The sequence below is a fragment of the Curtobacterium luteum genome, from assembly GCF_001475545.1.
Lineage (GTDB): Bacteria > Actinomycetota > Actinomycetes > Actinomycetales > Microbacteriaceae > Curtobacterium > Curtobacterium luteum_A.
This window is the reverse complement of the sequence record NZ_LDQC01000048.1, coordinates 42,494-59,023: the sequence shown is the minus strand read 5'-3', so window position 1 is coordinate 59,023 and position 16,530 is coordinate 42,494. Positions and strand designations below refer to the sequence as shown.

15 protein-coding genes are annotated in these 16,530 nt (G+C 71.5%); 6 read left to right on the top strand and 9 right to left on the bottom strand.

Annotation, left to right across the window (positions count from 1 at the left end; all coding sequences use genetic code 11):
* Nucleotides 1-30: 30 nt before the first annotated feature.
* Nucleotides 31-1,500: an NCS2 family permease gene (locus tag NS184_RS09190; RefSeq protein WP_058725816.1), complete on the top strand. Its 1,470-nt coding sequence runs from the start codon at nucleotides 31-33 to the stop codon at nucleotides 1,498-1,500.
* A 195-nt stretch (nucleotides 1,501-1,695) separates the two neighbouring features.
* On the opposite strand, the gene NS184_RS09185 is transcribed toward NS184_RS09190, so the two are convergent.
* The gene (locus NS184_RS09185; RefSeq protein WP_058725815.1) at nucleotides 1,696-2,187 is read right to left on the bottom strand and encodes a hypothetical protein; all 492 of its coding nucleotides are present in this window, start codon (nucleotides 2,185-2,187) and stop codon (nucleotides 1,696-1,698) included.
* Nucleotides 2,188-2,337: 150 nt separating this feature from the next.
* Between NS184_RS09185 and NS184_RS09180 the strand changes: the two genes are divergently transcribed.
* Genes NS184_RS09180 through NS184_RS09170 form a run of 3 tightly spaced genes read left to right on the top strand, consistent with a single transcriptional unit; the run spans nucleotide 2,338 to nucleotide 3,553 of the window.
* Nucleotides 2,338-2,601: a hypothetical protein gene (locus tag NS184_RS09180; protein WP_058725814.1), complete on the top strand. Its 264-nt coding sequence runs from the start codon at nucleotides 2,338-2,340 to the stop codon at nucleotides 2,599-2,601.
* A gap of 26 nt (nucleotides 2,602-2,627) precedes the next feature.
* Nucleotides 2,628-3,143 carry a DUF1697 domain-containing protein gene (locus tag NS184_RS09175; protein WP_058725839.1) on the top strand — a complete coding sequence of 172 codons (516 nt, stop codon included), beginning with the start codon at nucleotides 2,628-2,630 and terminating at the stop codon, nucleotides 3,141-3,143.
* Complete coding sequence (locus tag NS184_RS09170) at nucleotides 3,140-3,553, top strand: VOC family protein (protein WP_058725813.1); 414 nt, start codon at nucleotides 3,140-3,142, stop codon at nucleotides 3,551-3,553. Before NS184_RS09175 ends, NS184_RS09170 begins: the two co-directional genes overlap by 4 nt.
* 51 nt (nucleotides 3,554-3,604) lie before the next feature.
* Here NS184_RS09170 and NS184_RS09165 read toward each other — a convergent pair whose 3' ends face one another.
* Both NS184_RS09165 and NS184_RS09160 read right to left on the bottom strand, forming a co-directional pair.
* Entirely contained in the window at nucleotides 3,605-6,115 is a 2,511-nt protein-coding gene (locus tag NS184_RS09165; RefSeq protein ID WP_058725812.1) for a glycoside hydrolase family 65 protein, read from the bottom strand.
* Nucleotides 6,116-6,179: 64 nt separating this feature from the next.
* Complete coding sequence (locus NS184_RS09160; RefSeq protein WP_058725811.1) at nucleotides 6,180-6,947, bottom strand: HAD family hydrolase; 768 nt, start codon at nucleotides 6,945-6,947, stop codon at nucleotides 6,180-6,182.
* A gap of 142 nt (nucleotides 6,948-7,089) precedes the next feature.
* Between NS184_RS09160 and NS184_RS09155 the strand changes: the two genes are divergently transcribed.
* Complete coding sequence (locus NS184_RS09155; protein WP_058725810.1) at nucleotides 7,090-8,433, top strand: APC family permease; 1,344 nt, start codon at nucleotides 7,090-7,092, stop codon at nucleotides 8,431-8,433.
* An 84-nt stretch (nucleotides 8,434-8,517) separates the two neighbouring features.
* Nucleotides 8,518-8,985, top strand: coding sequence for an NUDIX domain-containing protein (locus NS184_RS09150; protein ID WP_058725809.1), 468 nt, complete (start codon nucleotides 8,518-8,520; stop codon nucleotides 8,983-8,985).
* Here NS184_RS09150 and NS184_RS09145 read toward each other — a convergent pair.
* From NS184_RS09145 to kdpB, 6 genes are all read right to left on the bottom strand, one after another.
* Nucleotides 8,927-9,667 (bottom strand): alpha/beta hydrolase, encoded by a 741-nt coding sequence (locus NS184_RS09145; protein ID WP_058725808.1) that lies wholly within the window; start codon nucleotides 9,665-9,667, stop codon nucleotides 8,927-8,929. The genes NS184_RS09150 and NS184_RS09145 overlap by 59 nt on opposite strands.
* Nucleotides 9,664-10,173 (bottom strand): GNAT family N-acetyltransferase, encoded by a 510-nt coding sequence (locus NS184_RS09140; RefSeq protein ID WP_058725807.1) that lies wholly within the window; start codon nucleotides 10,171-10,173, stop codon nucleotides 9,664-9,666. The genes NS184_RS09145 and NS184_RS09140 overlap by 4 nt, the downstream gene beginning before the upstream one ends.
* Nucleotides 10,174-10,459: 286 nt before the next feature.
* Complete coding sequence (locus tag NS184_RS09130) at nucleotides 10,460-11,161, bottom strand: response regulator (RefSeq protein WP_058725806.1); 702 nt, start codon at nucleotides 11,159-11,161, stop codon at nucleotides 10,460-10,462.
* Nucleotides 11,158-13,650 carry a sensor histidine kinase gene (locus NS184_RS09125; protein WP_058725838.1) on the bottom strand — a complete coding sequence of 831 codons (2,493 nt, stop codon included), beginning with the start codon at nucleotides 13,648-13,650 and terminating at the stop codon, nucleotides 11,158-11,160. The genes NS184_RS09130 and NS184_RS09125 overlap by 4 nt, the downstream gene beginning before the upstream one ends.
* A gap of 142 nt (nucleotides 13,651-13,792) precedes the next feature.
* Entirely contained in the window at nucleotides 13,793-14,395 is a 603-nt protein-coding gene (gene kdpC / locus NS184_RS09120) for a potassium-transporting ATPase subunit KdpC (protein ID WP_058725805.1), read from the bottom strand.
* A gap of 2 nt (nucleotides 14,396-14,397) precedes the next feature.
* Nucleotides 14,398-16,503, bottom strand: a complete 2,106-nt coding sequence (kdpB, locus tag NS184_RS09115; protein WP_058725804.1) for a potassium-transporting ATPase subunit KdpB — start codon at nucleotides 16,501-16,503, stop codon at nucleotides 14,398-14,400.
* Nucleotides 16,504-16,530 lie beyond the last annotated feature (27 nt).

Genomic DNA, 16,530 nt, shown 5'->3' with positions numbered 1-16,530 from the left:
CGCGCTCCCAGCGTTCTGTAAACTCGTCCGGTGAGCGCCCAGCAGACCGAAACGCCGCCCCGGAACCGCTTCGCATCCGGCCTCGACCGCTACTTCTCGATCACGAGCCGCGGGTCGACGATCCCCCGAGAGATCCGTGGTGGTCTCGTCTCCTTCGTGACGATGGCCTACATCGTCATCCTCAACCCGCTCATCCTCGGTGGGTTCAGTGCTGCTCAGGCCGCCAAGGACGTCGACGGCGGCTGGTTGCAGAACGCGCAGGTCGCGGCGGCCACCGGCCTCGTCGCCGGACTGATGACCATCGCCATGGGCGTGATCGCGAACCTGCCGTTCGGCATCGCGGCCGGGCTCGGCATCAACTCGTTCCTCGCCGTGAGCGTCGTGCACCAGGTCACCTGGGCCGAGGCCATGGGGCTCGTCGTCATCAACGGCGTCATCATCGTGGTCCTCGCACTGACGGGCATCCGGACGATGATCTTCACGGCCGTCCCGGCGCAGCTCAAGGCCGCGATCACGGTCGGCATCGGCTTGTTCATCGCGTTCATCGGCCTCGTCGACTCCGGTTTCGTCCGGTCCTCCGGGATCGCGTCGCCGCCGCTGCAGCTCGGTGAGGACGGGTCCGTCGGGGCGCTCCCGACGATCGTGTTCCTCATCGGCCTGGTCATCATCGGCACGCTCATGGCCCGCAAGGTCAAGGGCGCCCTGCTCATCGGCATCGTGGCGACGACGATCATCGCGATCATCCTGCAGGCGATCTTCCAGGTCCCGACCTCGGTCGACTCGAAGACCGGCTGGAACCTCAACGCCCCCGGACTGCCGTCCGCGCTGTTCGCCGTGCCCGACCTGTCGCTCGTCGGGCACTTCGACTTCGGTGCCTTCAGCCGGATCGGGCCGCTCGCGGCGTCGATGCTCGTCTTCACCCTCGTCTTCACGAACTTCTTCGACGCGATGGGCACGATGACCGGGCTCGCGAAGGCCGCCGGTGTCGCGCACCCCGACGGCACCTTCCCGCGGCTCAAGTCGGCGCTCGTCGTCGAGGGCGTCGGGGCGATCGCCGGTGGTGGCGCCTCGGTGTCGTCGAACACGGTGTTCATCGACTCGGCGTCCGGCATCGGCGAGGGCGCCCGCACGGGCATGGCCTCGGTCGTGACCGGCGTGCTGTTCCTGGCGTCGATGTTCCTCACGCCGCTGACGCAGGTCGTCCCGCTCGAGGTCGCCGCAGCCGGACTCGTCGTCGTCGGCGCGCTCATGGTCGCGCAGGTGGCCGACATCTCGTGGACGGACTTCGGGTCGGCGCTGCCGGCGTTCCTCACGATCGTCGTCATGCCGCTGACCTACTCGATCGCGAACGGCATCGGCGCGGGCTTCATCAGCTGGGTGCTCATCAAGCTGCTGTCCGGCCGCGGTCGCGAGGTCTCGTGGCTGCTGTACGTCGTCGCGTTCGGCTTCCTGCTGTACTTCGCGCGGGGCCCGCTGGAGGCACTGCTCGGCGTCGGCTGACGCGCGCCCGCGTCCGCGTCCGCGTCCGCTGCGCACTGCGCGGCGCGTCTGGCTCCCGCACAACCGAAGTCACCCCGAACCACGGATCGCCGTGGTTCGGGGTGATTTCGGTTGTGCGGCGCTGGTCGCTCGGCGACCGGCGCTCCGGCGCTCCGGGGCTCCGGCGCTGCGCCGCTCCGGCCTGGAGGCGCGGTGTCAGTCCGGCAGGTCGGACGGTCGTGCCTCGTGGTGGCGTCGCCCCTGCGTGCGCCGGTCCTCCTTCATGCCCGCCTCGAACAGGTGGCGCTTCCCGTCGACGAGCTGGTCGCGGGCGGTCCGCTCGAGTTCCTTGGCGAGCGCGTAGTAGCCGTCGTCGTAGTCCTCCATGATCTGGAAGGTCCACCGGCCTGCGATGACGTTCCGGCCGACCAGCTCGGTGTCGATGCGGTCCGCGAGGTCCGTGTGGCCCGCCTTCCGGAGCTGCTCGACGGCGTCGCCGAGGTCGAGGTCGGCCTTGCCCGTGAGGCGGTGGAAGCCGTACAGCAGACCCCGCGCGTGCTCGATCACCTCGAGCGCTGCGGACAGCGTGCCGAGTGCCTCGACGGTCGCCTCGGACACCCCCTCGGGCACCTGGTGCGCTGCGTCGGGTCCCTGGTCGTCGGGGCCCTGGTCGTCGGGGCCCTGGTCGTCGTGTCGCTCGTCCGTCATGCCTCTCGTCTACCGGACCGCTGCTGCGGCGTCTCGGAGGTCGACGTCCCTCGACCCGAGTCCACCCGTCCGCCCACCGCACCCGGCCGTTGCCGCACGGTCGGACGTGGCCTACCATTCGAACACACGTTCGAACAGGAGGAGGTCATCGTGGTGATCATCGACACGGCCGCGACGGTCTGGTGGACCGCCGGCATCCCGCAGCGGCTGGTGTGGTCCGGCCGACGGTGGCGGGTCACGGACACGCCCACCCGCCTCACCGTCACCCGTGCCGAGCTGCCCACCGCCATCACGCACGCGCCCGAGCGGACCGTCGGGTGGCGCTTCCAGGCGACCGCGGAGGACGGTGAGACGCTCGTCGTCGACATCGTGCCGGAGGGCGGCGGCTGGGGTGTCGCCCGCACGTGGACGTGACCGCGACGGCGCGCTACGGTCCGGGGATGACCAGGTGGATCGCGCTGCTCCGCGGCGTCAACGTGAACGGCATCACCATCAGGAGCGCCGATCTCGCCGAGACCTTCCGCGGGCTCGGCCACGAGGACGTCCGGACCGTGCTCGCGTCCGGCAACGTGGTCTTCACCGCCCCCGGTAGCCCGGCGCAGGTGAAGAGCGCGATCGAACGGGCCCTCCGAGACCGGTTCGGCTACGACGCCTGGATCATCCTGCTCCGGCACGACGACCTGGCGGGCATCGTCGACGCGTTCGCCTTCCCCTCCGACCCCGACCGACACGACTACGTCGTCTTCGCGTCGGAGTCTGCAGCCCTCGACGACCTGCTGGCCGATCTCGCGCTCGACGACTCGGTGGAGCAGGTCGCTCGGGATGACGGCGTCGTGTACTGGTCCTGCCCGAAGGGTTCGAGCACGGACACGGTCTTCGCGAAGCGCGCGGGAGCGGCCCGGTTCAAGCGCACGACCACGACGCGCAACACGAACACGCTCCGGAAGCTCCTGTGACCCGCAACTCGGACGGGGTCGGCCGTGGCGCACTCCACCACGTCGAGCTCCGGGTCGCCGACCTCGATCGCGCCGTGCCGACCTGGGGGTGGCTGCTCGGCGAGCTCGGGTACGAGCCGTACCAGCGGTGGGACGCCGGGCAGAGCTGGATCGCGGGCGACACGTACGTCGTGCTCGAGGTTTCAGCGCTGGGCGGCACGCACGACCGGCGACGACCGGGCCTCAGCCACCTGGCGTTCCACGCGGGCACGGTCGCGGACGTCGATCGCCTCTGGCGAGCAGCACCCGAGCACGGATGGGCGCACCTCTACGCCGACCGCCACCCGTTCGCGGGCGGACCGGACCACCACGCGGCGTTCCTCGAGGACGCCGAACGGATGAAGGTCGAACTGGTCGCGACCACCCGCTGACGCGCGTCGATGCGGCGGACGCGCCCTGGGCCTCCAGGTCGACCGCCGGCGCTACGCCGTCGTCTCGTCCACCTCGAACTGCCGCTCGAGCGAGATCGTCGGGATCGACGCCGTGATGACCGACCCGTCCGCACGCAACGTGCCCTGGATGTCGCTGGTCGTCGGTGCCCGCCCCGTCATCCGGGGGCCCTGGTGCGGGAGCGGCACGACCGTGGGCTGGTCGGCGGAGAGGTCCCACTGCTGGTTGTGCACCCAGACGGTGAAGCCCTCGCCGTGCTCGATCGTGAACGTGAGGGTGTCCTGCTCGAGGTCGACCTTCACGCGTGTGCCGTGGACCGTGAGCCGGTAGGTGATGCGCTCCCAGGACCTCGGCAGCCGCGGGTTGAAGGTCATGCGGCCGCCGTGGTCGCGCATGCCGCCGAACCCGTTGACGAGTGCTCCCCAGATGCCGCCGGTCGACGCGATGTGCACGCCGTCGGTGGTGTTGCCGTGCAGGTCCGCGAGGTCGACGTAGAGCGCTGTCTGGAAGTACTGCTCCGCGAGCTCGCAGTAGCCGACCTCAGCCGCCATGATCGACTGCACCACAGCGGACAGGGTCGAGTCGCCGGTGGTGAGCGCGTCGTAGTAGTCGAAGTCGCGACGCTTCTCGGCCGCGGTGAACTCGTGCCCCTGCAGGAACAGTGCGAGCACGACGTCCGCCTGCTTGAGCACCTGGAACCGGTAGATCACCAGCGGGTGGTAGTGCAGCAGCAGGGGCCGCTTCGACTCCGGCGTGTTCTCGAGGTCCCAGAGCTCCTTGTCGAGGAACTGGGCGTCCTGCGGGTGGATGCCACGGTGCGGGTCGAACGGGATCTCCATCGACTCGGCCGCGTGCTCCCAGCCCTGGATCTCGTCCTCTCGGAGCCCGGTGCGCCGGACCATGCGGCCGTACTCCTCCGGGTCGTCCACGGCGAGTTCGCGGCAGGCCTGCACGGCGGACCAGAGGTTCGCCCGGGCCATGACGTTCGTGTACAGGTTGTCGTCGACGACGGTCGTGTACTCGTCCGGGCCGGTGACGCCGTCGATGTGGAACTTCTTGTCGCCGTTCGACCGCCAGAACCCGAGGTCCTCCCACAGCCGAGCGGTCTCGACGAGGATGTCGATCGCGCCGCGCTTGAGGAACTCCGTGTCGCCCGAGGCCCGGACGTACTGCATGAGCGCGTGGGCGATGTCCGCGTCGATGTGGTACTGCGCCGTACCGGCGGCGTAGTAGGCCGAGGACTCCTCGCCGTTGATCGTGCGCCACGGGAACAGGGCGCCCCGCTGGTTCAGCTCGCGTGCGCGGGAGCGGGCGGCGTCGAGCATGTTGTACCGGAACCGCAGCGCGTTCCGGGCCACGATCGGCGCCGTGTAGGACAGGAACGGCAGGACGTAGATCTCCATGTCCCAGAAGTAGTGCCCGCCGTAGCCCGAGCCCGTGACCCCCTTCGCGGCGATGCCGTGGCCGTCCGTCCGGGCGGTCGCCTGCGCGAGCATGAAGAGGTTCCAACGGACAGCCTGCTGGATGTCGGGCTTGCCCGGGATCTCGACGTCGCTCCGCGCCCAGTAGTCGTCCATCCACGCTCGCTGGGCGGCGAAGACCTCGTCGACGGTCTCGGCGTGCGCCCGGTCGAGCGTGCGGTCGCAGCGGTCGGCGAGTTCCCGCGCGGGGACGCCGCGGGACGTGTGGTAGACGATGCTCTTCACGAGGCGGATCGGGACCCCCGCCTTCGCCTGCACCCGGTACACGTGCTTGGCGAGGTCGTCCTCGATCGAGGACGACTCGTCCCACGAGTTGTTGGTCTCGAGGTGGTGCTCGACGCCGACGCAGATCGTCATGCCCGAGCTCGCGGCCTGGTAGCCCAGGAGCGAACGTGCACCCGTGCTGCGCTTGAGCTTCGGTTCGAGCACGCGCTCCGTGAAGGCCTCGGCCTTTCGCGGGTCGAAGGCGTTCGCGGCCGCGCGCATGCCGGCGTGGTACTCGTCCTGGACGTCCTGCCGGTTGAGGATCTGGCTGGAGAGCAGGATCGAGGCGTCCGCGTCGAGCACGGTGACCTCGTAGTCGATGACGGCGAGGTGCCGATCGGTGAACGACACGAGCCGGCGGGACCGGATGAGCACCCGCTTGCCGGACGGGGTCGACCACTCGGTCTCACGGAAGAGGTAGCCGCCACGGAACTCGAGGCGACGGGTGTGCCGGAGGATGTCCGCCTCGGCCAGGACGAGCGGCTCGTCGTCGACGTACAGCCGGATCACCTTGGCGTCGGGCGCGTTGATGATCGTCTGCCCGGTCTTCGCGAAGCCGAAGGCGTCCTCCGCGTGCCGGATCGGCCAGGTCTCGTGGAAGCCGTTGACGTAGGTGCCGTACTGGACGCCGCCACGGCCCTCGTCGAGGTTGCCGCGCAGGCCCAGGTAGCCGTTGCCGACCGCGAAGTTCGTCTCCGCGACGCCCTGCTCGTCCGGCGTGTACTCGGTCTCGACGAGCGCCCACTCGTCGATCGGGTAGCGGACGCGATCGAGCGGGTCCGAGGTGATGGGGTTCATGCTGCTCCGGTGAGGGGGAGGAGAGGTTCGGGGTGTCGTCGCGGCCCGGGTCGGCCGCGGCGCGTCAGGCCGCCGGGGTGGGGACGGCGCGGAGGTCGTCGACGAGGTCGGCGAGGTCCTCGACCACCACGTCCGCGCCGTGGGCCCGCAGTGCGTCCGCGCCTGCCCCGCGGTCCACGCCGATCACGAGTCCGAAGCCGCCGTTGCGACCCGCCTCGACGCCGCTCGTGGCGTCCTCGACGACCACGCACTCGGCAGCGGTGAGACCGAAGCGGCTCGCGGCGTCGAGGTACGTGTCCGGCGCGGGCTTGCCCTCGAGCGCGTCCTGCCGGGCGACGAGGCCGTCGACGATCACCGGGAAGCGTTCGAGGATGCCGGCCGTCCGGAGCACCGACACCGCGTTCGCCGAGCTCGACACGACGGCGACCGAGTACCCGGCGTCGATCGCGGCGACGAGGAAGCGGTGCGAGCCCGGGTACGGCTCGACCCCGTGCTCGTCCAGCTCGGCCGTGAACTCGGCGTTCTTCCGGTTGCCGAGCCCGCAGACGGTGTCGAGGGCGGGGTCGTCCGCGGGGGTGCCCTCCGGCAGGTCGATGCCGCGCGAGGCCAGCAGCGACCGGACCCCGTCGTAGCGGGGCTTGCCGTCGATGTGGTCGAAGTAGTCCTGCTCGGTGTACGGCGCGACGCCGTGCGCGGCGAGGTACGGCGTGAACAGGCGGCTCCACGCGCGCATGTGCACCTCGGCGGTCGGCGTGAGGACGCCGTCGAGGTCGAAGAGCAGCGCGCGCTGATCCGCGAGGCGGGCGGGGGTGGGCCTGTCCGGTGCGGTCATGCAGGTGAGTCTAGGACCGGGAACGGTGGTGGATGCTGATGCGTCGCCGATCTGTGGAGAGAGTCCACCCGCGCGATGCGGACGTGCTGGACGCCCTCCGAGCCGAGCACCGGACACGCTGGCCCGGACGGAAGGCTCCACCATGACCAGCGCCAGCGACACCGCGGCACCCACGCACGGCGACTCGAAGCTCCGCCAGGCGATCACCGGCCCGCTCCTCTACCTCTTCATCCTCGGCGACGTCCTCGGCGCCGGCATCTACGCCCTCATGGGCACGCTGTCGGAGGACGTCGGCGGCGCGCTCTGGGCACCGCTCGTCCTCGCCCTGCTGCTGGCGCTCCTCACGGCGGGGTCCTACGCCGAACTCGTGACGAAGTACCCGAAGGCCGGTGGTGCCGCGGTGTTCGCCGAGCGGGCGTACAAGGTGCCGCTCGTGTCGTTCCTCGTCGGGTTCAGCATGCTCGCCGCCGGGGTCACGAGCGCCGCCGGGTTGTCCCTCGCGTTCGCGGGCGACTACCTCGGCACGTTCGTCGACCTGCCGCCGGTGCCCACCGCGATCGTCTTCCTGGCACTCATCGCCTGCCTGAACGCCCGCGGCATCTCCGACTCGCTGAAGAGCAACGTCGTCATGACGATCATCGAGGTGTCGGGGCTCGTCATCGTGATCGTCGTCGTGGCCGTCATGCTCGGCGGCGGAGGCGGCGACGTGAGCCGCGTCGGGGCGTTCCCGGCCGACGCGAACCCCGCCCTCGCGACGCTGAGCGCCGCGATCGTCGCGTACTACTCCTTCGTCGGCTTCGAGACGAGCGCCAACGTCGCCGAGGAGGTCCGCGAACCCCGACGGGTCTACCCGAAGGCACTGTTCGGGGCCCTCGCGACGGCCGGCGTCGTCTACGTGCTCGTCGGCCTGGCGAGCTCGATCGCGCTGCCCGCGTCCGAGCTGGAGGGTTCGTCCGGTCCGCTCCTCGCCGTGGTGTCGGCCTCGGGCGTCCCGATCCCGGACTGGGTGTTCAGCCTGATCGCCCTGGTCGCGGTCGCGAACGGCGCCCTGCTCACGATGATCATGGCGAGCCGCGTCACGTACGGCATGGCCGAGCAGCGGCTCCTGCCCGCCGTGCTGGCGAAGGTGCTGCCGAACCGGAGGACCCCGTGGACCGCCATCGTCGCCACGACCGTCGTCGCGATGCTCCTCACCCTCGTCGGCGACGTCGGGACGCTCGCCGAGACCGTCGTGCTCCTGCTCCTGTTCGTCTTCATCAGCACGAACGTCGCCGTGCTCGTGCTCCGCCGCGACCGCGTGGAGCACGAGCACTTCCGGGTGTGGACGTTCGTCCCGGTGCTCGGCGTCGCCTCGTGCGTGCTGCTCCTCACCCAGCAGAGCGGGCAGGTCTGGCTGTACGCCGCACTGCTGCTCGCCGTCGGTGTCGTGCTGTACTCCGTCTCCCGCGCGACCCGCGGCCGCGGGCGCGACCAGGGGAACACGTGATCGGCCTGACGGACGCACGCCGCGCCTCCAGGTCGACGGCCGGGAGGCACGGACCACCTCCTCGGCGCGGCGTACGGTGACGACGTGTCTGCTCCGGGTCCGCTCCGCCTCCGCGCGGCCGCCGTCGCGATCCGCGGCGGCCAGGTGCTCGTCGTCCTCCGCGAACGGGACGGACGGCGCTACGCCGTCCTGCCCGGCGGCGGGGTCGAGCAGGGCGAGACACCGCAGGGAGCCTGCCTGCGCGAACTCCGCGAGGAGACCGGACTCGACGGTGCGGTGGTCGGCCTCCTGCCGGTCGGCCTCGACCGTGCTGCGCCCGCCGTGTACCTCCACGTCGAGGCCGGGCCGGGTGTGCCCGCGATGGCGACCGACGCACCGGAGCGGACCGGCGCTTCGCCGACGAACCGCTACCGGCCCGCGTGGGTGCCGATCGGGGAGGTCGAAGCGATCGGGCTGGTGCCGCCGCTCGCCGTTGACGCGGTGCGGATGGCCGTCAGCGCAGGTCGGTCCCCGGAGGAAGCGCCTGCACCCACCGTTCGACGGCCGCGGTGATCTCGGAGCGGGCCTCGGCCGGGGAGATCGTCGCCGCACGGTCACCGGGCTGGTCGCCGTAGGCACCGAACTCCGCGTGGTTCGAGCCCTCGATCTCGACCATCGTCGCCGTGGACGGCAGCAGGTGGCGGGCTGCGTCGACCTTCGCCGGGGTGGACAGCCCGTCGCGCGAGCCGGAGACGCTGAGGACCTGGATGTACGAGCGGCTGATGTCGTTCGCGCAGTAGCTCCCGAGGAGCAGCAGCCCGTCGGCGTCCTTCGCGAGCTGGCAGGCGCGGACGCCCCCGAGCGAGTGCCCGCCGACGGCCCAGGTCGTGACCTCCGGGGCGTGCGCCTCGAACGTCGACAGCGGCCTGGTGTCGAAGAAGGCGAGGTTGAGCGTCGGTTTCGTGATCACCACCGTCGTGCCGGTCGCCACCACCTGCCGGAACGTCGCCATGTACGCGTACGGATCGACCTTGGCGCCGGGGATGAACACGATGCCCTTGCCGTCGGCCTGCCCCGTCGGCGTCATCACGATCGCGTCGCCGGCATCACGGACGGAGACCCGGTCGTCGCGCCAGACCTGCAGTGCGGCGCTCCGGGTCCCCTGCATGACGATGTTCGCGTAGACGAGGAACACCACGGCGAGCAGCACCACGGCTGCGATGGTCCACGCGGTGATGCGCAGTGCTCGGTTCACGGTCGTTCCTCCAGGTCACGTCGCATGACGAGTTCGCGCCGGCCGTCCGGCAGCAGATCCCCCGGCTCGTCCGCCACCGAGAACCCGGTGCGGGCGTAGGCCTCGCGCGCGTCGCGGTTGTCGGGCATCACGGAGAGCACGAGTTCGTGTGCCCCGTACCCGGCCGCCCAGGCCGCGACGGCGTCGATGAGCAGACGGGCGACCCCGCGGCGACGGCCCCCCGGGTCGACCCACATCGAGATGAGCTCGGTGCGGTGCGGGGCGTCGGCGACCGGGACCCCGCTCGCCATCCCGATCGCTCGGCCGTCGCCGCTGTCCGTGTCGACCGCCAGGAGGTCGATCGCTCCCGGGACGGAGAGCCGGGTCCGCCAGCGGTGCTCCGGAGCCTCTCGCCAGTCGTCGAGCCGTGAGCCGAACGCGTCGGGGGCGTCGGCGAGTGCCGCGAGCCGGACCGGGCGCCACGTGGCCCAGTCGTCGGCCGTCACCCGGCGCAGCACGATCGTCACGAGGGGACGCTACAGCGGACGGCTCCACGCGACCTCGCGGCCGAGCTGCCCGGTCGACCGGAACCGTTCGACCTGGGTGGTGCCGGCCAAGGCCGTCGCGAGGGCGTCCCGGTCCGCCGGAGCGAACCTGAGCGTCTGCCAGAACGGCCCGGATCGTCGGCTGAACAGCCACGCACGACCCACACGCGCACACCCGGTGTGCCGAGGCCCGCGACCGTGAGGTCGTTCGCCGTCAGGAACGCGCGCACGTCGTCGACCTCCTCCGGGCCGATCGGGCGGAGCTCCGTCACGGGTGACCAGGGCTGAAGCGGTACCCCATGCCCGACTCGGTGACGAGGTAGCGCGGGTTCGCGGGGTCGGGTTCGAGCTTCCGCCGGAGCTGGGCCATGTAGAGCCGCAGGTACCCGGAGTCGTTGCCGTGCGTCGGCCCCCACACCTCGGTGAGGAGCATCTCGCGGGTCATCAGCCGGTCGGGGTTGGTCACGAGGACCTCGAGCAACCGCCACTCGGTGGGCGTCAGGCGGATCGTCGGGCCGCTCGGCGGGGTCACCTGCTTCGCCACGAGGTCGACGACGAGGTCGCCGATCGACACGGTGGGTGCTCCCCCGGCGGACGCGGCGACCGCGGCCTGCCGACGGCCGAGGGCGCGGAGCCGGGCGAGGAGCTCGTCCATCTGGAACGGCTTCGTCACGTAGTCGTCGGCACCGGCGTCGAGCGCGTCGACCTTGTCCGACGAGTCGGTCCGCCCGGAGAGCACGAGCACCGGCACCTGCGTCCAGGCGCGGAGCCCCTCGAGCACGCCGATGCCGTCGAGCCGGGGCATGCCGAGGTCGAGCAGCACGAGGTCGGGACGTTCGGTGATGACGGCGTCGAGCGCGGCCCGGCCGTCCCGCGCGGTGACGACGTCGTACCCGCGGGCGGCGAGGGTGACGGCGAGCGCCCGGACGAGCTGGGCGTCGTCGTCGGCGATGAGGACCTTGGTGCTCACAGGACCGACACCCCCACGTGTCCGGCGATCGGCAGCCGCACGACGACGGTGAGTCCGCCGCCGGGGGTGTCGTCGACCTCGATGGTGCCGCCCATGCCCTCGGTGAACCCGCGGGCGAGCGCGAGCCCGAGACCGAGACCGGTGTCGTTGTCGGTGTCGCCGAGCCGCTGGAACGGTTGGAACACCTCGCCGCGGCGGTCCTCGGGGATGCCGGGACCGTGGTCCGCGACGCGGAGCTCGACCCCGCCGCCGAAGGCACTCGCGGCCACGCGGACGCGGGTGCCCTCCGGGGCGTAGCGGCTCGCGTTGGCGAGCAGGTTCACGACGACGCGCTGGAGCAGCACGGGGTCGGCGAGCACCGGCGGCAGGTCGGCGGGGAGATCGAGGTCGACGTCCTCCGGCCCGAGCTCGAGCTCGTCGAGAGCAGGCGCGACGACCGTCTCGAGCGCGGTCGGCACGGGCCGGGCGGCGAGCACCCCCGCCTGCACGCGGCTCACGTCGAGGAGGTCCGCCAACAGCACCGCGAGGTGTCCGAGGCTCTCGTCGGCGGTCGCGAGCAGTGCCTCCCGGTCGGCGTCGGAGAGCTCGATGTCCGCGGCGCGCAGGGTCTGCACGGCTGCCGAGGCGGCCGCGATCGGCCGCCGGACGTCGTGGCCGACCGCTGCGAGGATGGCGCTGCGGACGCGGTCCGCCGCGGCGATCCGCTCGGCGTCGACCGCCGTGCGGGTCAGTTCGCGGTGCTCGACCGCCGCGTCGAGCTGCTGCTCGACGACGCGCAGCAGTCGGCGCTGGGTCGGGTCGTCCGGTGCACCGGCGAACTCCAGGACGGCGCCGGACGGGAGGCTCGTGGTGGCGTCCGGCGCGTCGCCGAACTCCCCCGACGTGGCCGGGACCTCGTCGCCCTGCCGGATCCGGACGCCGTCGAAGCCGAAGGCCTCGCGTGTCCGGTCGAGGAGCGCCTGCAGTGCGTCGTCACCGCGGAGCACGCTGCCCGCGATGCCGACGAGGAGCCCGGACTCGGCCGCCGCACGCCGGGCAGCCCGGGAACGCCGGGCGGAGCGGTCGACCACGAAGCTGACGAGCACGGCGCTGACGACGTACATCACGAGGGCCACGAGGTGCCACGGCTGCTGGACCGTGACCATGTAGAGGGGTTGCACGAAGAAGAAGTCGAGGCTCAGCCCGGACAGCACCGCGGCGAACACCGCGGGCCACATGCCACCGACGAGCGCCACCACGAGCACGAGCAGCTGGTACGCGAGCACGTCGACCGTGATGGCATCCGGATCGGAGCCGAGGCTCAGCAGCCAGGTCAGCAGGGGTCCGGCGACGAGCGACAGCACGAACGCGGCGACGATCCGGCCGCGCGACAGGCTGCCCCCGAGCTTCGGCAGGGCGAAGCCGCCGCCGGCCCGCTCGTGCGTGACGACGTGCACGTCGATGTCGCCCGACTCGCGGACGACCGTGTTGCCGATGCCCGGCCCGGTCAGCGCCGCGGCGAGGCGGCTCCGTCGGCTGACCCCGATGACGATCTGGGTGGCGTCGATCGACTTCGCGAAGCGCACGAGGGTGCCGGGCACGTCGTCGCCGACCACCTGGTGGTACGTCCCGCCGAGCTGCTCGAGCAGGGTCCGCTGCTTGCCGAGGGCGCCCGGGTGCCGCACGCGCAGCCCGTCGTTCGTGGTCACGTGCACGGCGGCGAGCTCCCCGCCGGCGCTCCGTGCCGCGATGCGGGCCGCACGTCGCAGCAGCGTCTCGCCCTCGGGGCCGCCGGTCAGGGCGACGAGGACCCGTTCACGGGCCTCCCACCGGTGGTCGATGCCGTGCTCGGCGCGGTAGGCGCGGAGCGCGTCGTCGACCTCGTCGGCGAGCCAGAGCAGGGCGATCTCGCGGAGGGCGGTGAGGTTGCCGAGTCGGAAGTAGTTCGAGAGCGCCGCGTCGATCCGGGCGGCCGGGTACACGAGACCGTCGGAGAGCCGGTCTCGCAGGGCAGCCGGGGACAGGTCGACCACCTCGATCTGGTCGGCGGCGCGGACCACGGCGTCGGGGACGGTCTCGCGCTGCACCGTGCCGGTGATCTCGCGGACGACGTCGCCGAGGGACTGCATGTGCTGGACGTTGACGGTCGAGATGACGCTGATGCCCGCGGCGAGCAGTGCCTCGACGTCCTGCCAGCGCTTCTCGTTCCGACCCCCGGGCGCGTTCGTGTGGGCGAGCTCGTCGACGAGGGCGACGTCGGGCCGCCGGGCGAGCACGGCGTCGAGGTCCATGTCGTCGAGGGTCACGCCGCGGTGCTCGACGGTCCGCCGGGGCATGACCTCGAGGCCGTCCACCAGCGCGGCGGTCGCGGCACGCTCGTGGGTCTCGACGACGGCGACGACCACGTCCCGGCCCTCGGCGGCCATCCGGTGCCCTTCCTCGAGCATCGTGTACGTCTTGCCGACGCCGGGCGCGGCACCGAGCAGGACCCGCAGCTTGCCTCGCTTCACGTGCTCATCCTCTCGCGTCGGGGTCGTGGTGGTGGTGGACGGGGCGGTGCCGATGCTCCTCGCACAACCGAAGGCGGTCCGCACCGCGGATCGGCGCGGTTCGAGGTGACTCCGGTTGTGCGGAAGCGATCGGCACCACTCGTCAGGACGCCTTCGCGAGCGCGAGGTTCAGCTCGAGGACGTTCACCACCGGCTCGCCGAGGAACCCGAGCTGCCGCGACTCGGTGTGCTGCTGCACGAGCGCGCGGACGGTGGACTCCGACAGTCCCCGGGCCTCGGCCACCCGGGACACCTGCTGCAGCGCGTACTCCGGGCTGATGTCCGGGTCGAGGCCGGAGCCCGAAGCGGTGACCGCGTCCGCCGGCACCGAGGACTCGGGAACTCCGTCGGCCTTCGCGATCGCGGCCTTGCGCTCCTCGATCGCCTGCAACAGGTCCGGGTTGTTCGGCCCGAGGTTCGAGCCGCTGGACGCGTTCGCATCGTAGCCCTTCTCACCCGCGGCGCTCGGGCGGGACTGGAACCAGCGGGCGGAGCCGGACCCGTCGAACGACTGCCCGATGAGGGACGACCCGACGACCTTGCCCGACGAGTCGGTGACCATCGACCCGTTGGCCTGGTCGTGGAACGCCGCCTGCCCGACGCCCCACACCGCGAGCGGGTAGGCGACGCCGAGGACGACCGTGCAGAGGAGGGTGAGGCGGATCGCCACACCGGCGGATCGGAAGGTGGTACGTGCAGATGCCATGACTAGAACCCCGGGATGAGACCGACCACGAGGTCGATCAGCTTGATGCCGATGAAGGGGACGACCACGCCGCCGAGCCCGTAGACGAGCAGGTTGCGGCCGAGGATCGACGACGCGGAAGCTGCGCGGTACTTCACGCCGCGCAGCGACAGCGGGATGAGCGCCACGATGACGAGCGCGTTGAAGACGACCGCGGACAGGATCGCGGACGACGGGCTGTGCAGCCCCATGATGTTGAGCGCCGCGAGCCCCGGGAACGCCAGCTGGAACATGGCCGGGATGATCGCGAAGTACTTCGCGACGTCGTTGGCGATCGAGAACGTGGTGAGCGCGCCGCGGGTGATGAGCAGCTGCTTGCCGATCCGGACGACGTCGATGAGCTTGGTCGGGTCGGAGTCGAGGTCGACCATGTTGCCCGCCTCCTTCGCCGCCGTCGTGCCGGTGTTCATCGCGACGCCGACGTCGGCCTGGGCCAGGGCCGGCGCGTCGTTCGTGCCGTCGCCCGTCATGGCGACGAGGTTCCCGCCCTCCTGCTCCTTGCGGATGAGGGCGAGCTTGTCCTCCGGGGTGGCCTCGGCGAGGAAGTCGTCGACGCCGGCCTCGGCCGCGATGGCCTTCGCCGTGCGGGGGTTGTCGCCCGTGATCATCACCGTGCGGATGCCCATCTCGCGGAGCTGCGCGAACCGGGCGGACATGCCGTCCTTCACGACGTCCTTGAGGTGCACGACGCCGAGCAGCGAGACCACACCGTCCGGCGAGCGCCGGGCCACGACGAGCGGGGTGCCGCCCTGGTCGGAGACCTCGGCGACCGTGGCGTCGATCGCGGAGACGACCTGCGGGGCCGGCGCCGACGACGACGCGGCAGCCCAGGCGAGCACGGCAGCAGCAGCTCCCTTCCGGACCTCGGTCCCGTCGGTCAGGTCGAGGCCGGACATCCGGGTCTGCGCGGTGAACGGCACCTCGACCGCACCGGTGGGGAGGCCGGCACCGATCCCGGCCTCGGCGGCCAGGTCGACGATCGAGCGGCCCTCCGGGGTGCTGTCGGCGGCGCTCGAAAGCGCCGCGGCCTCCATCAGGTCGGCCTCGGTGACACCGGGCACCGGCACCACGCGGGACGCACGACGGTTGCCGTACGTGATCGTGCCGGTCTTGTCGAGCAGCAGGGTCGTGATGTCCCCGGCCGCCTCGACCGCACGGCCCGACATCGCGAGCACGTTGTGCTGCACGAGGCGGTCCATACCGGCGATGCCGATCGCGGAGAGCAGCGCGCCGATGGTGGTCGGGATGAGGCAGACGAGCAGGGCGATGAGCACCGGGATGCTCACGGTCGCGCCGACGAGTCCGGCGATGGGCTGCATGGTGAGGCAGACGATGACGAACACGATGGACAGCGAGGCGAGCAGGATGTTCAGCGCGATCTCGTTGGGCGTCTTCTGCCGGGCAGCACCCTCGACGAGCCGGATCATCCGGTCGATGAAGGTCTCACCGGGGGTCGAGGTGATGCGCACGACGATGCGGTCGGACAGCACCCGGGTCCCGCCCGTGACGGCGCTGCGGTCGCCGCCGGACTCGCGGATCACCGGGGCCGACTCCCCGGTGACGGCGGACTCGTCGACGGAGGCGATCCCGTCGACGACGTCGCCGTCACCCGGGATAACCTCACCCGCGACGACCACGACGACGTCGCCCTTGGCGAGGTCGACGGACGCGACCTCCTCGGTCTGGTTGCCGGTGGCGGCCGGATCGGTGGCGGCGTAGCCGATGACCCGGCGGGCGCTGGTGGTCGAGCGGGTCTTGCGGAGCGTGTCGGCCTGTGCCTTGCCGCGGCCCTCGGCCACGGACTCGGCGAGGTTCGCGAACACGACGGTCAGCCAGAGCCAGACGGCGATGGCGACGGTGAAAGCGGACGGCTCGACGAACAGCGTGACGGTCGTGAGGGCTGCGCCCACCTCGACGATGAACATGACGGGGTTGCGCCACATGAGGCGCGGGTCGAGCTTGCGCAGGGCACCCGGGAGGCCCGCCAGCAGTTGACGGGGTCCGAAGGCGGACGAGGTGGTCGGCCTGGAGGCGGTGGTCGCCTCGGGCGCTGAGGTCGCGGTGGTCATGGGGTTGTCCTTGGACGTCGACGGTGC

Bases quoted from the DNA above. Each gene is read 5' to 3' on its own strand.
- NS184_RS09185 (WP_058725815.1), bottom strand. From the start codon at position 2,187: ATGACGGACGAGCGACACGACGACCAGGGCCCCGACGACCAGGGCCCC.
- NS184_RS09175 (WP_058725839.1), top strand. From the start codon at position 2,628: ATGACCAGGTGGATCGCGCTGCTCCGCGGCGTCAACGTGAACGGCATC.
- NS184_RS09165 (WP_058725812.1), bottom strand. From the start codon at position 6,115: ATGAACCCCATCACCTCGGACCCGCTCGATCGCGTCCGCTACCCGATC.
- NS184_RS09160 (WP_058725811.1), bottom strand. From the start codon at position 6,947: ATGACCGCACCGGACAGGCCCACCCCCGCCCGCCTCGCGGATCAGCGC.
- NS184_RS09155 (WP_058725810.1), top strand. From the start codon at position 7,090: ATGACCAGCGCCAGCGACACCGCGGCACCCACGCACGGCGACTCGAAG.
- kdpC (WP_058725805.1), bottom strand. From the start codon at position 14,395: ATGGCATCTGCACGTACCACCTTCCGATCCGCCGGTGTGGCGATCCGC.
- kdpB (WP_058725804.1), bottom strand. From the start codon at position 16,503: ATGACCACCGCGACCTCAGCGCCCGAGGCGACCACCGCCTCCAGGCCG.